At 72.4% G+C, this 18,279-nt stretch carries 17 protein-coding genes; 5 read left to right on the forward strand and 12 right to left on the reverse strand.

The annotated features are described in order from the left end of the window. Positions 1-15: 15 nt before the first annotated feature. The 3 genes from ctaD to FHX81_RS40540 form a co-directional block, all read right to left on the reverse strand. Positions 16-1,803 carry an aa3-type cytochrome oxidase subunit I gene (gene ctaD / locus FHX81_RS15520; RefSeq protein ID WP_141978843.1) on the reverse strand — a complete coding sequence of 596 codons (1,788 nt, stop codon included), beginning with the start codon at positions 1,801-1,803 and terminating at the stop codon, positions 16-18. Positions 1,804-2,120: 317 nt separating this feature from the next. Further along, positions 2,121-2,846 (reverse strand): hypothetical protein, encoded by a 726-nt coding sequence (locus FHX81_RS15525; protein ID WP_141978844.1) that lies wholly within the window; start codon positions 2,844-2,846, stop codon positions 2,121-2,123. Between the two features lie 146 nt (positions 2,847-2,992). Further along, positions 2,993-3,133, reverse strand: a complete 141-nt coding sequence (locus FHX81_RS40540) for a hypothetical protein (protein WP_170232064.1) — start codon at positions 3,131-3,133, stop codon at positions 2,993-2,995. Positions 3,134-3,342: 209 nt separating this feature from the next. Here FHX81_RS40540 and FHX81_RS15530 point away from each other — a divergent pair, with 209 nt between their 5' ends. Genes FHX81_RS15530 through FHX81_RS15540 form a run of 3 tightly spaced genes read left to right on the forward strand, consistent with a single transcriptional unit; the run spans position 3,343 to position 5,913 of the window. After that, positions 3,343-4,020 carry a response regulator transcription factor gene (locus tag FHX81_RS15530; protein WP_141978845.1) on the forward strand — a complete coding sequence of 226 codons (678 nt, stop codon included), beginning with the start codon at positions 3,343-3,345 and terminating at the stop codon, positions 4,018-4,020. Further along, positions 4,017-5,306: a HAMP domain-containing sensor histidine kinase gene (locus FHX81_RS15535; RefSeq protein ID WP_141978846.1), complete on the forward strand. Its 1,290-nt coding sequence runs from the start codon at positions 4,017-4,019 to the stop codon at positions 5,304-5,306. The genes FHX81_RS15530 and FHX81_RS15535 overlap by 4 nt, the downstream gene beginning before the upstream one ends. Then, the gene (locus FHX81_RS15540) at positions 5,299-5,913 is read left to right on the forward strand and encodes an HD domain-containing protein (RefSeq protein WP_246107834.1); all 615 of its coding nucleotides are present in this window, start codon (positions 5,299-5,301) and stop codon (positions 5,911-5,913) included. Before FHX81_RS15535 ends, FHX81_RS15540 begins: the two co-directional genes overlap by 8 nt. On the opposite strand, the gene FHX81_RS15545 is transcribed toward FHX81_RS15540, so the two are convergent. The 7 genes from FHX81_RS15545 to FHX81_RS15575 all read right to left on the reverse strand — a co-directional run bounded on the left by FHX81_RS15545 (position 5,888) and on the right by FHX81_RS15575 (position 12,232). Beyond that, the gene (locus tag FHX81_RS15545; protein WP_141978847.1) at positions 5,888-6,460 is read right to left on the reverse strand and encodes a 1,2-dihydroxy-3-keto-5-methylthiopentene dioxygenase; all 573 of its coding nucleotides are present in this window, start codon (positions 6,458-6,460) and stop codon (positions 5,888-5,890) included. The two genes, FHX81_RS15540 and FHX81_RS15545, sit on opposite strands and share 26 nt — an antisense overlap. A 13-nt stretch (positions 6,461-6,473) precedes the next feature. After that, positions 6,474-7,076, reverse strand: a complete 603-nt coding sequence (mtnB, locus tag FHX81_RS15550; protein ID WP_141978848.1) for a methylthioribulose 1-phosphate dehydratase — start codon at positions 7,074-7,076, stop codon at positions 6,474-6,476. Continuing rightward, positions 7,073-7,738, reverse strand: a complete 666-nt coding sequence (gene mtnC, locus FHX81_RS15555) for an acireductone synthase (protein WP_141978849.1) — start codon at positions 7,736-7,738, stop codon at positions 7,073-7,075. Before mtnC ends, mtnB begins: the two co-directional genes overlap by 4 nt. Next, a complete protein-coding gene (locus FHX81_RS15560) occupies positions 7,731-8,738 on the reverse strand; it encodes a s-methyl-5-thioribose-1-phosphate isomerase (protein ID WP_141978850.1) in 1,008 nt (335 codons plus the stop codon). Before FHX81_RS15560 ends, mtnC begins: the two co-directional genes overlap by 8 nt. Then, complete coding sequence (locus FHX81_RS15565; RefSeq protein ID WP_141978851.1) at positions 8,738-9,877, reverse strand: acyl-CoA dehydrogenase family protein; 1,140 nt, start codon at positions 9,875-9,877, stop codon at positions 8,738-8,740. The genes FHX81_RS15560 and FHX81_RS15565 overlap by 1 nt, the downstream gene beginning before the upstream one ends. A 97-nt stretch (positions 9,878-9,974) precedes the next feature. After that, the gene (locus tag FHX81_RS15570; RefSeq protein ID WP_141978852.1) at positions 9,975-11,141 is read right to left on the reverse strand and encodes a hypothetical protein; all 1,167 of its coding nucleotides are present in this window, start codon (positions 11,139-11,141) and stop codon (positions 9,975-9,977) included. Further along, positions 11,138-12,232, reverse strand: a complete 1,095-nt coding sequence (locus FHX81_RS15575; RefSeq protein WP_141978853.1) for an XRE family transcriptional regulator — start codon at positions 12,230-12,232, stop codon at positions 11,138-11,140. The genes FHX81_RS15570 and FHX81_RS15575 overlap by 4 nt, the downstream gene beginning before the upstream one ends. A gap of 199 nt (positions 12,233-12,431) precedes the next feature. Between FHX81_RS15575 and FHX81_RS15580 the strand changes: the two genes are divergently transcribed. Both FHX81_RS15580 and FHX81_RS15585 read left to right on the forward strand, forming a co-directional pair. Further along, positions 12,432-12,668 (forward strand): hypothetical protein, encoded by a 237-nt coding sequence (locus tag FHX81_RS15580; protein ID WP_141978854.1) that lies wholly within the window; start codon positions 12,432-12,434, stop codon positions 12,666-12,668. 67 nt (positions 12,669-12,735) lie between these two features. Beyond that, positions 12,736-13,560, forward strand: coding sequence for a hypothetical protein (locus tag FHX81_RS15585; protein ID WP_141978855.1), 825 nt, complete (start codon positions 12,736-12,738; stop codon positions 13,558-13,560). A 121-nt stretch (positions 13,561-13,681) separates the two neighbouring features. Here FHX81_RS15585 and FHX81_RS15590 read toward each other — a convergent pair whose 3' ends face one another. Beyond that, entirely contained in the window at positions 13,682-15,439 is a 1,758-nt protein-coding gene (locus FHX81_RS15590) for a family 20 glycosylhydrolase (RefSeq protein WP_141978856.1), read from the reverse strand. Between the two features lie 83 nt (positions 15,440-15,522). Beyond that, a complete protein-coding gene (locus FHX81_RS15595) occupies positions 15,523-18,279 on the reverse strand; it encodes a helix-turn-helix transcriptional regulator (protein WP_141978857.1) in 2,757 nt (918 codons plus the stop codon).

The raw sequence follows: 18,279 nt of genomic DNA on the forward strand, positions 1-18,279 counted from the left end.
CTCAGGTTACAAGCGTTACTTGTGGTCGCTCTCGGTGTCCTCCGACGCTGTGCCCGATTGCACAGCCGCGGCGGCCACCTCGGACGGCGCGGGCTTGGCGTCCTCGTGCGCGATCGCCTTGCCGGTGAACGTCACGTGCGCCTCGCTGTGCAGCCGCTCGATCATGTGCGGGTAGTGCAGCTCGAACGCCGGGCGCACCGAGCGGATGCGCGGCAGCTCGGTGAAGTTGTGCCGCGGCGGCGGGCAGGAGGTCGCCCACTCCAGCGAGTTGCCGAAGCCCCACGGGTCGTCGACCTTCACGGTCTCGCCGTAGCGGTAGCTCTTGAACACGTTCCAGATGAACGGCAGCGTGGACGCGCCCAGGATGTACGCGCCGATCGTGGAGATCGTGTTCAGCGTGGTGAAGCCGTCGCTGGGCAGGTAGTCCGCGTACCGGCGCGGCATGCCCTCGTTGCCCAGCCAGTGCTGCACCAGGAACGTGGCGTGGAAGCCGAGGAACGTGGTCCAGAAGTGGAGCTTGCCCAGCGGCTCGTCCATCATCCGGCCGGTGATCTTCGGGAACCAGAAGTAGATGCCCGCGAAGGTGGCGAACACGATCGTGCCGTACAGCACGTAGTGGAAGTGCGCGACGACGAAGTACGTGTCCGACACGTGGAAGTCGATCGCCGGCGCGGCCAGCAGGATGCCGGACAGACCGCCGAAGAGGAACGTGACGATGAAGCCGATGCTGAACAGCATCGGGGTCTCGAACGTCAGCTGCCCCTTCCACATCGTGCCGATCCAGTTGAAGAACTTGATGCCGGTCGGCACGGCGATCAGGAACGTCATGAACGCGAAGAACGGCAGCAGCACCGCGCCGGTGGCGTACATGTGGTGCGCCCACACGGCCACGGACAGCGCCGCGATGCCCAGCGTCGCGTAGACCAGGCCGTTGTAGCCGAAGATCGGCTTGCGGCTGAACACCGGGAAGATCTCCGACACGATGCCGAAGAACGGCAGCGCGACGATGTAGACCTCGGGGTGGCCGAAGAACCAGAACAGGTGCTGCCACAGGATCACGCCGCCGTTGGCGGGGTCGAACACGTGCGCACCCAGGTGGCGGTCGGCCAGCAGGCCCAGCAGCGCGGCGGTCAGGATCGGGAACGCCAGCAGCACCAGCACGGACGTCACCAGGATGTTCCAGGTGAAGATCGGCATGCGGAACATGGTCATGCCGGGCGCCCGCAGGCAGACCACGGTGGTGATCATGTTGACCGCGCCGAGGATGGTGCCGAGACCACCGACGACCAGGCCGGAGATCCACAGGTCGGCGCCGACGCCGGGCGAGTGGATGGCGTTGGACAGCGGGGTGTAGGCGAACCAGCCGAAGTCGGCCGCGCCGCCCGGCGTGAGGAAGCCCGCCATCACGATCAGGCCGCCGAACAGGTACAGCCAGTACGAGAAGGCGTTCAGCCGCGGGAACGCCACGTCCGGCGAACCGATCTGCAGCGGCAGGATGAAGTTGGCGAAACCGAACACGATCGGCGTCGCGTAGAGCAGCAGCATCACCGTGCCGTGCATGGTGAACAGCTGGTTGAACTGCTCCTGCGACAGGAACTGCATGCCCGGTCGGGCCAGCTCGGTCCGCATCAGCATGGCCATCGCGCCGCCCACCATGAAGAAGGCGAACGAGGTGACCAGGTACATGATCCCGATCTGCTTGTGGTCCGTGGTGCGGAACATCCGCAGCAGGAACGAACCCTTGACCGCCTCGCGAGTCCCGAAGGGCCGCGTTGCGATCGGCTGCGGGGCTACGGCCGTCACGGTGCCTCCTGCACTGTCTGGTTCTGGCATTGCCGGTGGGTGGCGCCGCCGGCTCATCGGATCGTAGACGGCGCTGTTCCGGGAGGCGCGGCTGGGCTGCGCCTGATCACGCCGCCTCCGGCGTCGTGGGCCCGGTCGCCGGGGAGTCGGTCGTGCGCGCGCTGATTCCCGGCGATCGGGGAGCGTGATCGCCGGGGACGGGGGCGCGAACGGCCGACGCGACCCCGTCGGGCCGTCGGCCGGGCGGGGTCGCGTCGGTGTTGTTCGAGGTAGATCGGGTGGCGCGGTCGGTCAGGTGCGGAGCGGGCGCGCGAGGGTCAGCGGCGCAGGAGGGTGCGCAGCTTGGGCGAGGCGACGAAGGCCGCGCCCGCGGCGACCAGGGCGAGCCCGACGACGAGCATCCAGCCGCCGCTGAAGCCGGTGTTGGCCAAATCACTGTCGTCGGCACCCACGACGGCGGCCGGGGCCGAGGTGGTGGTCGGGGTGACGGCGACCGAGTCCGTCGTGGTCGTCGTCGGGGCGGTCTCGTCGGTGGTGGTCACCGGCGTTGAGGAGGTGGTGGAGGCCGGGGCGGTCGTGGTCGTGGTGACCGCGTCGTCCTTCTCCGCGCAGAAGAACCAGTGGCTGATCCCGGCCGGCTTGCCGTTCTTGTTGAGCGGCGCGTGCAGGTCGACCCAGGCGAGTTCGCCGAGCTTCCCGGCGGTGTAGACGTTGTAGCCGTCGCCGCCCTTCACCACGACACCGGTCACGGTGTAGCCCTCGAGACCACCGGTGATGGTGAGGTGGGTCTCGGTCCGGGTGCTGGGCAGCGTCGGCGCGCCCTGCTCGTCCTCCTCGTCGAACGCCTCGCCGGTCAGGCCGGCCTTGGCGCACGCGCCGTCGTGGTCCCACTCCAGGTTCTTGGCGGCCGAGACGGCGCGCGTGTCCCCCGCCGGCGGCGGGGTGTCGCCGGGCGAGGCCGAAGCGGTGCCGCCCAGCAGGCCGGTGGCGCTCAGGGCGAGCAGGGCGGCTGCTCCGAGAAGACGGCGGGTGGTGTTGCGCATGGTGCTGCTCCGCGGGTTCGAGGGCTGACCGGGGGATGGAACTACACCGGACGTCCCTCTATCGAGATAGCCCATTCAGATGACGCGGGTTGCCGTCGATTCGTTACGCGGTGGTGATGTTGCCGGTCGGTAACCCGTTCGGCCGGTCAGCGGCGGAGGAGCCTGCGCAGCTCCGGGGCGGCGAGGAACGCCAGGTCGTCATCCTCGGGGGGTGGCGCGGTGGTCGCCGGCGGCGATGACGGCGGCGACGGTACTGCTTCGAACAGGGTGCGACTGGTCGTGCGCATGGTCTCCGCATGGCTCGATGTGGCGTTCGGCGGAACGGGCTGCTCCGTGGACGCGTATCGCGTTAGCCCGTTCGCATGGTGCAGGCCGAGGCGAAAGCGTGATGTGAGGTCGCTGGGAATCGACGGAAGTCACCCGCGGCGGGGAGGCTGGAGACCTTTACCGAACCCGAACACGGTCCTGCCCTGCTCGCGGCCGGGCGCGTGCCACGATGCGCGGCGTGCCGGGACTCGTGCTGGTCGTGGAGGACGAACGGGCCATCGCCGACCTGATCTGCCTGTACCTGCGCCGGGACGGGTTCGGGGCGCACGTGGAGGCTGACGGGCACGCGGCGCTGGCCGCGGTGCGGCGGTTGCGGCCGGTGGCCGTGCTGCTGGACGTCGGCCTGCCCGGCATGGACGGGGTCGAGGTGTGCCGGGCGTTGCGGGCGGCGGGTGACTGGACGCCCGTGCTGTTCGTGACGGCGCGGGACGACGAGGTGGACCGGGTGCTCGGGCTGGAGCTGGGCGCGGACGACTACGTGACCAAGCCGTTCAGCCCGCGGGAGCTGGTGGCCCGGGTGCGCACGGTCCTGCGCCGGGGGACGCCGCAGGTCAGCGCGGTGCGCGTGGTCGGGGACGTGAAGCTGGACGGCGACCGGCGGCGGGTGTGGGCCGGTGCGGACGAGGTGGCGCTGACGTCGACGGAGTTCGACCTGCTGGCGCACCTGATGCGGCACCCCGGGCGGGTGTTCGCGCGGGAGCAGCTGTTGAGCGCGGTGTGGGGATACGCGGCGGCGGCGGGCACGCGGACGGTGGACGTGCACGTGGCGCAGTTGCGGGCGAAGCTCGGCGGGCGCAGTCCGATCAGGACCGTGCGCGGGGTCGGCTACTCGGTCGAGGCGTCGTGACCCGGCGGACGAGCCTCGCGTTCCGCATCACGGCCCTGTGCCTGGCGGTGGCCGGTGTGGCGGTCGTGGTGGCCGGGTTGGTGTCGGCACGGCTGGTGCTGACCGCGTCGCGGGAGGTGAGCCGCGAGGCGTTGGCCGACCAGGCGGACGTGGTGGCGGAGCAGCTCGACGTGGGTCGGGCCGGGCGGCTGCGGGTGGTCGAGGTGCTGCGCGGGCAGGGCATCGCCGTGGTGCTGATCGGACCGGACGGCGGGTTGGCCGGTGACCCGCGGGCCGTGCGGGCGGTGCGCGAGGCCGGGATGAGGTCGGGCACCGCGGGGACGCGGCTGGTCGAGGTGCGGCCCGGGGTGGCGCTGGTGCAGGAGGCCGGCATCGGGAACGGGCCGGGGCGCAAGCTGCTGCGCGCCATCGCGCTCGCGTTGGCGGTCGGGTTGGCGGTGGCGGCGGTGGCCGGGTTGCTGCTGGGCAAGCTGGTCGCGCGGCCGTTGCGGCGGACGGCGGCGGTCGCGCGGACCATGAGCGGTGGCCGGCGCGACCTGCGTGCACCGGAGCGGGGGCCGGCGGAGGTGGCCGAGGTGGGCGGGGCGGTGAACGCGCTGGCCGACGCGCTGGCGCGCAGCGAGGCCCGGCAGCGGGAGTTCCTGCTGTCGGTCTCGCACGAGCTGCGCACGCCGTTGACGGCGGTGACCGGGTTCGCCGAGTCGTTGGCCGACGGGGTGGTGTCCGGGGCGGACGTGCCGGTGGTGGGCCGCACGATCTCCGAGGAGGCGCACCGGCTCGACCGGCTGGTCACCGACCTGCTGGACCTGGCCCGGTTGGGCGCGGACGACTTCCGGGTGGACCTCGCGCCGGTCGACCTGGCGGAGGTGGTGTCGGCCGCCGCCGGGGTGTGGCGGGCGCGGTGCGCGGCCAAGGGCGTGGAGTTCCGGCTGGAGGCGCCGACCGCGCCGGTCGTGCGGATCACGGACGCGCGGCGGCTGCGGCAGGTGCTGGACGGGTTGTTGGAGAACGCGCTGCGCCTGACGCCCGCCGGCCGGCCGGTGGTGCTGGCGCTGCACGACGTGGTGCAGGTGCGGGACGGCGGTCCGGGGCTGTCCGAGGAGGACTACCGGGTGGCGTTCCGCAAGGGAGCGCTGCACGCCAAGTACGAGCGCTCCCGACCGGTGGGCACGGGCGTCGGGCTCGCCCTGGTGCACGGCCTGGTGACCCGGCTGGGTGGGACGATCGAGGCCGGTCCCGCGCCGGAGGGCGGCGCGGCGTTCACGGTGAGGTTGCCCGGTGCATGAGCTGGAGGTCCGGTGGCACGCGGCCGTCCGCGTGCTCGGCGGCGCGAACGACCCCGGTGACCTGGTCGAACGGTATGCCGAACCGCACCGCGGCTACCACAACGCGGACCACGTGCTGGCCGTCGCACGGGACGCCGACGTGCTCGCCGAGACCGACGGCCGCACGGCACGCGAGCGCGCTGTGCTGGCCCTCGCCGCACTGACGCACGACGTGATCTACGACGGCGAGCCCGGCGAGGACGAGCGCCGCAGCGCCGGGTGGGCCCGGGCACGGCTCGCCGGCCTGCCCGAGGCGGACGCGGTGGCCGGGCTCGTGCTGGCCACCGCGGACCACACCTCGGCCGACCCGCTCACGTGCCTGCTCCTGGACGCCGACCTGGCCGTCCTCGGCTCCGACCCGGCCGGCTACGAGCGCTACCGCGCGGCCGTGCGCGCCGAGTACGCGCACGTGCCGGACGACGCGTGGCGGGTCGGGCGGGCCGAGGTGCTGCGCTCGTTGGCCCGCAAGGACCCGCTCTACGTCACCCCGCACGCGCGCGAGCGGTGGGAGGAACGCGCCCGGGCCAACCTCGCCGCCGAGCTCAGCTCGCTCGCCGACCCGCGGTGATCGCGTCGAACGTCGGGAACGCCTTGGCGATCTCGCTGCCGGTGAAGTTGCCCACCCAGCCGTCGTCGTCGTGGAAGAACCGGATCGACACGTAGTCCGGCCGGGTGCCCATGTCGAACCAGTGCGTGGTGTTCGCGGGCACGCTCAGCAGGTCGCCCGCCTCGCACAGCACCCCGTACACGCGCTTGTCGACGTGCAGGTAGAACACGCCGGAACCGCGGGCGAAGAAGCGGTCCTCGTCGTCGTCGTGGGTGTGCTCGGCCAGGAACTTCAGCCGCGCCTGCCCCGCCGACGCCAGCCACTCCGGGTCGTCCGACGGCGTCATCTCCATCGCGTCGACCACGGTGTAGCCCTCGGTCCCGGTCACCCGGGCGACCTGCTCGGCGTAGACCTCCAGGGCGTTCTCGCTGGTCACGCCCTCGACGACCGGCCACTGCTCGTAGCGGACGCCGAGCTGCTTGAGCTCCACCGCGATCTCGGCGGGGTCGGCGGTGCGCACCAGAGCGGTCTCGGGGTCGGTGTCCGACCACACGGTCAGCAACGTCATCGCGCCTGCTCCCTCATGTTCGTGGTGAATCCCCGCGCCGGGTCGTCTCGGTCTTGAAGCGCAACAGCCACTCCAAGCACTCCAGCCGGTGCCGCGCCTGGTAGAGGTCGTCACCCCACACGTACACCCCGTGCCGGGCGACAATCAAGGCCGGCACGTCCTCGCGGAACCCGGCCTCGAACGCGTCGCCGAGCACCCGCATGTCCTGGCTGTTCGGCACGACCGGGATCACGACGGTCTCGTGCGCCTGCCGGCCGAAGCCCTTGAGCATCTCCAGGTCGCTCAGCTCGACGCCGTCGGGCCAGTGCTCGGCCGCGACCACGGGCGCGAGGGCGTGCACGTGGACCACCGCGCCCGCGCCGGACACCGCCGCGATCCGCCCGTGCAGGCCCGCTTCGGCCGACGGCACGCGCACCGAGTCGTCCGTGCGGCCCTCGGCGTCGATGACCACCACGTCGTCGGGCGTGAGCTCGCCCTTGTCCTTGCCGCTGACGGTGACCGCGAGCCGCAGCGGGTCGCGGTCCACGACCACGGACAGGTTGCCGGACGTGCCGCGCATCCAGCCCATCGCGGTGTACCGGGCGCACTCCGCGGCCAGCGCCTCCCCCGGCGTCACAGGGCGCGCACCGTCTCGTGCGGGCTGAAGTCCGCGTCGCCGTAGGGCTCACCCGGGCGCGCCACGCCGACGGTCCGCCAGCCGGCCTCGGCGGCGGCGTGCAGCTCGGCGGGGACGTCGGAGTAGAACGTGATGTCGCCGGCGCCCAGCACGGAGGCGATCTTCAGGTAGGACGCGGCTTCCCGCTTCGGGCCCGCGTTCACGGTGTCGAAGTGGTACTCGAACAGCGACGTGAGGTCGCCGTCCGTGGTGTGCGCGAAGAACGCCACCTGGCCGGCCACCGAGCCCGAGGAGAACACGGCCAGCTTGGTGCCCTCGGCGTGCCACTTGCGCAGCGCGGGCACGACGTCCGGGAAGAACTCGGCCACCAGGTCGCCCTGCGCGTAACCGCGCTGCCAGATCAGGCCCTGCAACGTCTTGAGCGGCGTGGCCTTCCGGTCCGCGTCCATCCACCCGTGCAGCACGGCCACCAGCTCGGCCGTGCCACCGTCCACACCGGACAGCTCGCGGATCTGCGCCACGGCCTCGGCCACGGCCGGGTCGTCGCCGTGCTCGTCGATCCACGGCCCCAGCCGCGGCCGGGCGTAGTCGTACAGCGTGACCAGGACCTGGTCGGTGGCGCTGAGCGTGCCCTCGATGTCCAGCACGACCCACTTAGTCATGAACGTCCCCAACGTAGTAATCGGCCAACCCGCCCGGAGCGTACGCACCGCGGTCGGTCACCACCGACGTCACGAACCGCGGCGGGGTCACGTCGAACGCCGGGTACAGCCCCCGGGCCCGGTCGGTGGCCGTGCGGCGGCCCAGCGTGTGCAGCACCTCGTCGCCGGGCCGGTGCTCGATCAGCACGTCGGCGGCGGTCGGGGCGAGGCGGTCCGGCGCCTGCACCATGGCCAGGAACGGCACGTCGAACGCGTGCGCGGCGACCGCGAGGCCGAGCGTGCCGACCTTGTTGACCACGTGCCCGTCCATCGTGACGCGGTCGGCGGCGGTGAGCAGCACGTCCACGTCGCCGGTCGACATCACGGCCGCGCCCATGCCGTCGGTGATCAGGGTCGTGTCCACGCCCATCTCCCCCAGCGTCTCCGCGGTCAGGCGGGCGCCCTGGAGGTATGGGCGGGTCTCCGTGCAGACGAACCGCAAACGCTTGCCCATGGCCTGGGCTGCGGCGACGGTCTCGGTCAGGTAGAGGTCGGCCCAGCAGTGCGTGAGCACCGCGCCCTCGTCCGGCAGCAGTTCGGCGGTGTGCGCGCCGAGGCTGCGGCTGCGGCCGCGGTAGCGCTCGTCGCCCGCCTCCGCGCCGGCGAGCGCGCCCGCTTCGAGGTCGTCCGAGGCGTCGACGCCGGCCAGCACCGCGGCTACGGCTTTGCGCAGGTGGTTGTTGGTGGGACGGGTCGCGACGAGGAGCTGCCCGGCCCGGTCGAGCCGGGCGCGGGCCTCGGCGCGCGGCAGGCCGCGGGCTTCGCGGGCGGCCAGCACCATGCCCCACAGCGCGGCGAAGTACGGGCCGGACGACTGCGTGACCATGTCCTCGATGGCCTTGGCGACCTCGGCGACCGTGCCGCAGCGCACCCACGTCTTGTGGAACGGGAAGTCGCGCCGGTCCAGGATGTGCACGCCGTCGTCTTCCAGGCGCACGCTGCGCGCGAGCAGCGGCTCCATCAGCTGTACCCGGTGAACGGGGCGTGCTCGCCGGTCAGGTAGTACGCGCCGAGCTCGCGCGCCTTGTACGACACGGGGTCGTGCAGGGTGAGCGTGCGGGCGTTGCGCCAGAACCGGTCGAACGCGTAGCCGGCGGCGGTGGCGCGGGCACCGCACAGCTCGAACACGCGGCTGGTGGTCTGGTTGGCGACCCTGGTGGCGACCACCTTGGCCGACGAGATGGCGGCGGCGGTCTCGGCGCGCTCGTCGCCGGTCAGGTCCGCGCCGCGGCGCGAGGCCCGGTCCAGCCGGTCCGAGGCGTGGTCGGTGAGGAAGCCCGCGGCCTGCGCGTCGGCGACCAGCTCGCCGTACGTACCCAGGATGTACGGGTCGGCGGTGGCCTTGTCGACGCCGCTGAGGAACCACGGCCGGGTGGTCGTGCGGGTGTAGCGGGCGGCTTCGGCCAACGCGCCCTCGGCCATCGCCACGTACAGCTGGGCCAGCACGAGCTGGAAGCCCAGGGCGGCCAGCGACAGGCGCGGGCTGGTCTCGTCGTGCGCGCCGAGGACCTGGTCGGCGGGCACGTGCACGCGGTCGAACACCACGCCGCCGCTGGCGGTGAGGCGCTGGCCGATGTTGTCCCAGTCGCCGGCGTAGGTGATGCCGTCGGCCTTGGCGTCGAGGGTGAAGGTGACCTTCGCGCCGGTCTCGGTGTGGGTGGCGCTGACCACGAGCCGGTCGGCCACCGACGCGCCGGTGGCGAACGTCTTGCGGCCCGTGACCTCGAAGCCGCCGTCGACCGGCCGCAGCTCCAGCGCCGCGTCCAGCGGGTTGCTGACCCCCGCCCAGAAGAGATCGGCACCGGAGGTGTTGTCGCCGGGCCGGTGGTCCGGGTTGTCGAACAGGCCGCTGCGCCACACCTGGAGGTAGTGGTAGCCGAGCAGGTGGCCGACGTTGGCGTCCGCCGCGCCGACGACCCTGGTCACGGCCTGCTGCGTGGCCCAGTCGTCGATCGTGAGCAGCCCGGACCGCCGCAACGCCTCGACCTCGGCCACGGGCTCCGCACCCCGCCGGTCGCGCTCCGCCGCGTCGACCCGCAACGCCGCGGCCAGCTCGTCGGCGACGGTCAGCCACTTCTGCCGACCATCGGTGCTCGTCATGCGCCCTCCCACCGTCTACGTCCCAGCAGGCGAGCCTAACCGGCGCGGCGGGCCGCGGACTGAGCGTTCCGCCACATGGGAAGCGCCGCTTCGGTGGTCAGGGGCGCGGGCGGTAGCGGTGCAGCAGGCCGAGGTCGGCCAGCAGCTTCTGCACCGGCCCGCCGCCGTAGCGGCGGGACACCTCCTCGACATGGGCGCGCCACACCTCCCGGTCGGCGCGCCAGGCCGTGAGGTAGTCCACGCAGAGCTGCGGCTCGATGAGGCGGTTGCGGCCGCGGGCGGCCTTGAGGGCGGCGACCATCCGCTGCTTCGCGGGCCCTTCCGGCTGGGTGTCGCCCACCATGGTGATCACCTCGTCGATGAACCGCCGGCGCTGGCCCAGGAACCACCGCCAGTAGCCGGCCGTGGCCCCGGTCAGGCCCCGACCGCCGTCGAGCAGGCCGAACAGCCCTTCGGCGAGGCAGTCGCCGAGCTCCTCGGTGCGGGCCCGCGTGGTGTCGCGGTACGGGTCGTACGGCTTCTGCAGCGCCAGGCCCGTCACCGCCGACGGCGACAGGCCCGTGTCGTTGAGCAGGAAGAACCAGTCCTCGTTGTAGATGTCGGGGAAGAACGAGGTGAACGACTCGCGGCCGATCGCCAGCGCGCCCGAGCCGATGAACGTGTCCTGGTCGCCGCCCGCCTCGCGGTAGGCGTGGCAGACCACCGAGTTGTCCGGGTAGCCGCCGACGGACAGGCCGACGCCGGTGAAGGTGTCCAGCAGGCCGACCGCCGTGCCCAGGTCGTCGGGGTTCGGGATCACCACGTCGTCGTCCACGTAGACGACCCGCTCCCACCCGGCCGCCGCCGCGAGCAGCAGGCCGAGGTTGCGCTTGAGGCTGGTGTCGGTGCGGCGGTCGAACCGGCCGCCGCGCAGCATCGCCGTGGTGCCGAACACCGGCACGGCGTCCTCGGGCGCCTCGGCGATGTCGGTGGCGACGATCTCGACGCCGGCGCGTTCGGCGAGCGCGGTGGCGGCGTCGGCGGACGCGTGGCGGCTGCACAGCGCGACCAGCGTGCAGCCGTGGTGCTTGGCGAGCGCGACGACGTGCTCCAGGTAGGCGGTGGGTCGCGCGGTCGGCACGATGATCGCGTCCACCCCGGCCGGGACGGCGAACGCGTCCCTGGTCAGCAGGTGGCGGTGGGAACCGTTGTGGTTCTGCGACCGGGGTGCTCGCGGCCGGGGGTGCGCGGGCGCGGTGGCGAGCGCCGCGACTGGGGTGTTCAACTCTGGCCCTCCGGCCATTCGAAGAGTCGGTTCTCCGGCAGGTTCCAGTCCGGCGTGACCACCTGGCCGTTCACCACCATCACCCTGGTCAGGATGCTGTAGGAGGCCAGGCCGGGGAATCGCTGGTTCAGGTACTCCGCGTTGCGGTCGCGGAACCTGCCGTCGGTGAGCGCCCGCACGACACCGAGGGTGCCCCTGCCGTACTGGCCGTTGCAGATCGTCACCGTTCGCTTGTGGTTGAACGGGTTCGTGCCGCGGTAGAAGTGGCCGACGTCCTCCAGCAGGACCTCGTGGCCGCCGTGGTTGCCGAGCCTGGGCGCGCAGAGGCGCTCCTCGCCCCCGGGTGCGTGCACCACGAACCCGCCCGCCTCGGCCATGTCGTGCCGGGCGACCTGCGTGATCGGCAGGTCGACGCGGTCCAGCAGCTCGCGGGTGACGAGGTTCCAGTCGACTCCGCCGAGCAGCACGAGGTGCGTGGTGTAGTCGTCGGGGGCCAGGTCGGACGCGATGCGGAAGTTGACCTGGCTGCGGGGGTTGAGCGCGCGGATGTGGCCGTGCAGCTCGATCAGGGCGTCGAGGTCGGCGTAGGTGTAGAGCTCGACGTAGTCCGGCTGCGTGGGGTCGGAGTACGGCATCTTCGCCCGCATGTCGGCCGGGAGCTGGGCGACGACGATGGTGATGTCGTAGCGGTCGTCGAAGTACCAGAAGTCGCGGTGGGCGCGGTCGTGGGCGGGTGTCGTGCCGTCCTCGCGTTCGACGGCGGCCCGCAGGTCGGTCAGCTCGCGCAGCAGCTCGTCCCGTTGGCGCAGCTCGTCGGGGGTCAGCTCGTCGACCGGGAGCAGCCGGTAGGGGCGGGACGCGACCGAGCGCCGGGTGGCGAAGAACGTGGCGTAGGCGGCGAGGCGGTGCAGCGGCGGGGTCTTGGGCTTGCCGCGGCTCTCCCAGGACGACAGCAGCGGCACGCTGGCGGGCTTCTCCGCGCTGAAAGCCCGGGCCAGGTCGCTCTGGGTGATCGTGACGTCGGGCCAGCGCTGTTCGCGCAACGCCCGCAGGCGGTGCGACAGCGAGTGGGGGTCCTCCGCAACGACCACGTCCGCGCGCCCTTCAGTGAACTTCAGCTTTTAGCTGAAGCGTGAAACATACACGATTGCGGGGGAAAGTCACGACCCGATACCACCGATAGGACTCTTGTCACCTATGTACACCCGGACTTACCCTCATGTTACTGAGGTTCAGTCAACTTCAGTGAGTCTAGGTGAAGTTCACCCAGGAAGCCATCCGGGGGTCGTCATGACCATGCTCACCGCGTTAGCTCAATCGTCCGGCACCACCGAGTGGACGCCGCTCGTGGTAGTGCTCATGATCGGCGCCTTGACGCTGGTCATGGGCTTGGCCAAGCTCCTGCGCCGGGTGCTCGGCGTGCTCACCCGGGTCCTGCTGTCGACCGGCGCGGCGATGACCGGGATCGCCACCATGCTGGCCCTCTGCACCGTGCTGACCACCGTTCTGCTGGTCTACGCGCGCTGAACCGCCACGTGCGGCCCACCCCCTTCGACTACGGTATGCGGGCCCGCATCGAAGGGGGAGTCGCACGATGGACCTGTCGCGCAGATCGTTCTCCGGGGGAACCGCCCTCGCCGCACCGGCGACCGCGACCCCCGGGACGACCGCCGCGTCGGCCCGGAGGCCGGGTCCACAACGGCCGTCCACACCGCACCTGTTGGAAGCCGAGCAGCTCGTCGGCTACCTGTCGTTGCCGACGTGCCCGCCGGCGAACAACACCTACAAGGAGCCGGACCAGCCGAACGTGGTCCGGTGGGGCTCGCCCGGTGACGCGTCCGGGTGGGTCAACCAGAGCCAGTGCGCGTCGTTCCTGACCGCCGTGCTCAAGCGCACGTACCGGTGGGCGACGCCGCGGTTCTTCAGCACGCACTTCGGGGTGGCGAGCCCGTTCGCGCGGGACTACCGGGCGGCGTTCGCGGAGCGGCGCATCCCGCACTTCGAGCGCGTCACCAGGGTGGTCGACCTCCGTCCGGGTGACCTGATCGCCATCGACTACCGCAACGACCAGGACACCAACACCGGTCACGTGGTGATGGTGCGTTCGGTCAAGGGCGTCTACCGCGCGCCGACGCGGGGGCTGAACTTCGCCGGTGAGACGCAGTACGCGGTGGAGGTCGTGGACTGCACGTCCGAGCCGCACGGCGTGTACGGGGTGGGCAACTACTTCCGGTTCCCGGACAACCGGATCTTCAACGCCACCGCGTCCACCGACGGCGCGGGTTACGGGCACATGATGTTCTACGCGTCCAACGAGACCGGCGACTTCAGCCGTTACCGGTGGAGCGTGAACACCTCCTCCGCCGGCACCTACGCCACGGCCGAACGCCCCGTCTCCGCCGCCCGCGTCACGCCCTGAGCGTTGAATTCGGGGGTCCTGAGCGTTCGACACTCGGGTCCTGAGCGTTCGACACTCGCGAGAGTCGAACGTTCGGGTGCCGAGTGTCGAACGCTCGGGACCGGTGAGTTCGGCGTTCGGGTCAGAGGCGTTGCCAGAGGGCGGGGGTGGTGGGAGGTTCCCAGCCCGGTTGGGACGTGTGGGATTGGCGGCACTGGTAGGTGACGCCGTTGTAGGTGACCTGGTTGCCGACGGTGTAGGCGTGGTTCGGGGTCCAGGTGCCCGATGGGGTGGTGGTGGTGGTAGTAGTAGTGGGAGTGGTGGCGGTCCAGGGGATCTGGGGTGAGCGGTAGAAGTCGATGCCCAGGGCGGTCCAGCGGGGGGCTTGGGCGGCCAGGCGGAGGCGGAACGCGTCCCAGTCGTGCGTCGACCACGGCGACCAGGCCAGTTCGGCGATCGCGGGCAGGCGCGGGAACGCCATGAAGTCCACGTGGGCCGGCGTCACGACCGTTTCCGTCCACAGTGGAGCTTCCACGCCGAGCACGGCGGACTCGGGCACACCGTCGACGTGCGTGCCGGGGTTCCAGTCGTAGGCGCCCTGGACCTCGATGAACCCGGCCCAGCTCAGCCCCAGCGGCGTGCCGGAGTGGTACTTCATGTCCAGGTACGCCTTGTTCGCCGGTGACATCAGGACCTTCTGCCCGCGCGCGGCGGCGTTCCGGACCACGGCGTTGGACGTGGTCGTCCCCCAGTACTGCGCGACCGCGCCGGTGTCGGTCGTGGTCTTGACGAACTCGTGCCAGCCCAGCGGCTTCTTGCCGTACTTGCCCACCAGCGGCAGCACCCGGTCCATGAACGTCCGGTACTCCTGGTCGGTGGTCGCGTTCGCCTCGTCGCCGCCGATGTGGAAGTACGGGCCGGGCGTCAGCGCCGCGATCTCCCGGATCACGTCCTCCACGAACGTGTAGGTGACGTCCTTGGACACGCACAACGACGAGTAGCCGACCGCGATGTCCGTGCGCAACGCGGGTGCCACGCCGTTGCAGTTCAGCTCGGCGTAGGACGCCAGCGCCGCGTTGGTGTGGCCGGGCAGGTCCACCTCGGGCACGACGGTGATGTGCCGCGCCGCCGCATACGCCACGATCTCCTGGTACTGCGCCTTGGTGTAGTACCCGCCGGGCCCGCCGCCGACCTGCGTGCTGCCGCCGTGCGCGGTCAGCCGCGGCCAGCTGTCGATCACGATCCGCCAGCCCTGGTCGTCGGTGAGGTGCAGGTGGAGGTAGTTCACCTTGTAGAGCGCGAGCTGGTCGATGTACCGCTTGACGGTGGCGACGGGGTGGAAGTGCCGCGCCACGTCCAGCATCGCGCCCCGGTGCGCGAACCGCGGGTGGTCGGTGATGGTCGCGCCCGGCACGGTCCACGGGCCCGGCCGGGCGGTGCGGCTCTCGACCTCGGCGGGCAGGAGCTGGCGCAGCGTCTGCACGCCCGCGAACAGCCCGGCCGGGGTGTTCGCGCGGAGTCGGACGGCCGCGGACGTGACCGTGAGCTGGTAGCCCTGGTCGCCGACGGACGCGGGCGCGCCGCCGATGAGCAGCGTGATGCCGTCGGCCGGGACGCCGGTGGTGTCGGCGACGGGCAGGGCGTAACCGGTCGACGGGCGCAGCAGGGCGGCGAGCTGGTCACCGACGCCGTGCGCGGCCGGTGAGGTGTGGATCCTGGTGTCGGCGGTGATCGTGTGCGTGACGCCGGCGGCGGGCTGCACGGAGACCGGCACCGGGACGAGGCTCTGCAGGGGTTCGGCGGCCGAAGCCGGGGTGGGTGCGGTGTTCCAGGCGGCGATCGCGCCGAACACCAGCACCAGGACGGCGAGCGCGCGTGCCGTCCTCGCTGGGAGTGTCACCGTGGGTCCCTCCTCGGGCAAGGCGGCTGCCGTCCAGCGTGCGTACGCCCGGGAGGTGCTGTCAATGGGTCTAGACCATTTGGCTACGCGAGGGCGAGCTTGGCCAGCTCCACCCGGGACGAGACGCCGAGCTTCGGGTAGGCCTTGTAGAGGTGGTAGCCGACCGTGCGCGGGCTCAGGAACAGCTGTGCGCCGATGTCCCGGTTGCTCAGGCCGGCCGCGGCCAGCCGCACGACCTGCAACTCCTGCGGGGTGAGGGCGCCCAGCGGGTCGGGGCCCGGCACGGCGCGGCTCTCGCCGGTGGCGCGCAGCTCGGTGCGGGCGCGGGCGGCCCACGGCGTCGTGCCGAGCCGTTCGAACTTCTCCAGCGCCGACCGCAGGTGCGTGCGGGCGTCGGCCTTGCGGCGCGCCCGGCGCAGCCACTCCCCGTACAGCAGCTCGGTGCGGGCGCGTTCGAACGGACGGCCCTCGTGCGCGCGGTGCAGCTCGACGGCTTCCGCGAACGACCGCTCGTCGTCGGTGAGCAGGGCGCGGCAGCGGGCGGCGACGGCGCGCGCCCACGGCTGCCCGGTGCCCGTCGCCCACTCGTCGTACCAGGTGGCGGCGTTCTCGGCGATCCCGGGCCGGCCCAGCCGCGCGGCCGCCTCCACCAGGTCGGGCAGGCTGGTGATCGAGTAGAGGCGGTGCGCGCCGGCGGCGACGTCGGCCAGCCGGTCGAGCACAACCTCGTGGCGGCCCAGGCCGAGGTCGAGCAGTGCCAGCGCGCACGCGGCCCGCACGGACCCGGGCGCGCCGCCGGTCAGCGTCGCCACCAGCTCCTCGCACCGCGCCTCGTCGCCTTCGAGGGCGGCCAGTTCGGCGAGCACGCTGGACAGGAAGCCGACGCTGAACTCCTGACCGATGTCGCGGGCGATGCGCAGCCCCTCCTCGGCGGTGGCCCGCGCGTCGCGGTGCTGCCCGAGGTGCAGCCGGCCGCGGGCCAGGTAGGCCAGTGCGCGGGGCAGCACGCCGAGCGCGCCTTGGGCGCGGGACTGGCGTTCCAGCTCGAACGCCCACGCGTGGGCGGCTTGGTCGTCGCCGAGGATCAGGTGCCACCAGGCGGTGACGGCGTTGCCCGGTCCGCCGACGTACCGGGAGTCCAGCAGCCCGCGCAACGCGGCCATGCCGCCGGGGACGTCGTCGCCCTCCAGCCCCAGCGCGGCTGTCACGACGGCTCGGGTGTCCTCGGCACCGGGCAGGTCGCCCGCGCGTGCCGCGATGTCCCTGAGGAGGTCGAAGTCACGGCCGGCCCACGCGTTGTTGGCGGCGTTGAACAGCAGCTCCCCCGCCAGTTCGCGGTCGGTGTGCCGGGCGCAGGAGACGGCACGGGCGAGCTGCGCCGCGGCCTGGCCGGACCGTCCCTGCTCACTGGCCAACCTGGCCTGGATGCGAGCAACCCGCGCGCCGTCCACCGGGTTGCCCACCAGGTCCCACGCCCGGTCGGCGAGCTCCACCGCCCGGTCGAACTGGCCCGCCGCACCGGCCGCGCCCGCCGCCGCGGCCAGCCGGTGGCCGCGTTCGACCGGGTCGGGGGTGAGCTCGGCGGCGCGGTGGAAGGCGGAGGCGACGGCGAGGTAGCCGCCCCGGTTGCGGGCGTCCTCGGCGGTGCGGGCGAGAGCTCGTGCGACGTCCTCGTCCGGTCCGGTGGTGGCGGCGGCGAGGTGCCACGCGCTGCGGTGGGGGTCGTCCACGACTTCGGCCAGCGCCCGGTGCACGGCGAGGCGGTGCTTGAGCGGCGCGCCGCGGTAGGCGGCGGCGCGGATCAGCGGGTGGCGGAACGTCAGCCGGCCGTCGTCGGCGCGCAGGAGTTGGCGTTGTTCGGCGGCTTCCAGGTCGTTGACGGACGCGCCGAGCAGGTTCGCGGCTTGGAACACCACGCCCGGGTCGCCGGTGTCGTCGGCGGCGGCGACCAGGAGGAGGGTGCGGGTGAGTTCGGGGAGGGCGGCGATGCGGTCGGCGAACGTCTGCTGGATGCGGCTGTGGGTGGGCAGGGCGGCGACGCGGTAGGCGTGGGCGGCGGGCAGGTGGCCTTCGCGTTGGGCGGCGGGGAGTTCGAGCAGGGCCAACGGGTTGCCGCGGGCTTCTTCGGCGATGCGGTCGCGGACGTGGCGCGGCAGGTCGGCGGCGTGCTCTTCGAGGAGGGCGGTGGCGTGCTCGGGGGCGAGTCCGGTGAGCCGCAGTTCGGGCAGGCCGGGTGCGGGGAACGGCGGGGCGTGCAGGTCGCGTGCGGCGAAGAGCATCGCGACGCCTTCGGCTTGGAGGCGGCGCGCGGCGAAGACCAGGGCGTGCGCGGAGCCCTGGTCCAGCCAGTGGGCGTCGTCGACCAGGCAGAGGACCGGGCGGTGCTCGGCCAGGTCGGCGAGGAGGGTGAGGACGGCGAGGCCGACCAGGTGGTGGTCGCCGCCGTCGGGTGCGGCGAGGCCGAGGGCGGCGCGCAGGGCGGCGGCCTGGTTGGGCGGCAGGCTGTCGACGCGGTCGACGACGGGGCCGAGGAGCAGGTTCAGCCCGGCGAACGGCACGACCGACTCGGACTCGACCGCCGTGCCGCGCAGGACCAGGAAAGCGGGCCGGTCCGACGATCGCTGCGCAGGGGTACCCGCCAGGGGGTCCCCTGTTTTCATTGTGCCCGAGGGGTCTGACAATTCCGGGGTCGAACGGGGCTGGGAGGCGGCGTGGGACAGCAGGGCGGACTTGCCGATGCCCGCTTCGCCGCGGACCACGAGCACGCCGCTGCGGCCGGCGCGGGCAGCGGACAGCAGGTCGCCCACCGCGGCCAGTTCCGCGGTCCTCCCGTGCAGCAC

The sequence above is a fragment of the Saccharothrix saharensis genome, from assembly GCF_006716745.1.
GTDB classification, from domain to species: Bacteria; Actinomycetota; Actinomycetes; order Mycobacteriales; family Pseudonocardiaceae; genus Actinosynnema; species Actinosynnema saharense.

Excerpts from the sequence above, each read along its gene's own strand:
- FHX81_RS40540 (WP_170232064.1), bottom strand. The coding sequence starts at position 3,133 with ATGCGCACGACCAGTCGCACCCTGTTCGAAGCAGTACCGTCGCCGCCG.
- FHX81_RS15530 (WP_141978845.1), top strand. The coding sequence starts at position 3,343 with ATGCGCGGCGTGCCGGGACTCGTGCTGGTCGTGGAGGACGAACGGGCC.
- mtnC (WP_141978849.1), bottom strand. The coding sequence starts at position 7,738 with ATGACTAAGTGGGTCGTGCTGGACATCGAGGGCACGCTCAGCGCCACC.
- FHX81_RS15545 (WP_141978847.1), bottom strand. The coding sequence starts at position 6,460 with ATGACGTTGCTGACCGTGTGGTCGGACACCGACCCCGAGACCGCTCTG.
- FHX81_RS15565 (WP_141978851.1), bottom strand. The coding sequence starts at position 9,877 with ATGACGAGCACCGATGGTCGGCAGAAGTGGCTGACCGTCGCCGACGAG.
- FHX81_RS15585 (WP_141978855.1), top strand. The coding sequence starts at position 12,736 with ATGGACCTGTCGCGCAGATCGTTCTCCGGGGGAACCGCCCTCGCCGCA.
- FHX81_RS15525 (WP_141978844.1), bottom strand. The coding sequence starts at position 2,846 with ATGCGCAACACCACCCGCCGTCTTCTCGGAGCAGCCGCCCTGCTCGCC.
- FHX81_RS15560 (WP_141978850.1), bottom strand. The coding sequence starts at position 8,738 with ATGGAGCCGCTGCTCGCGCGCAGCGTGCGCCTGGAAGACGACGGCGTG.
- FHX81_RS15580 (WP_141978854.1), top strand. The coding sequence starts at position 12,432 with ATGACCATGCTCACCGCGTTAGCTCAATCGTCCGGCACCACCGAGTGG.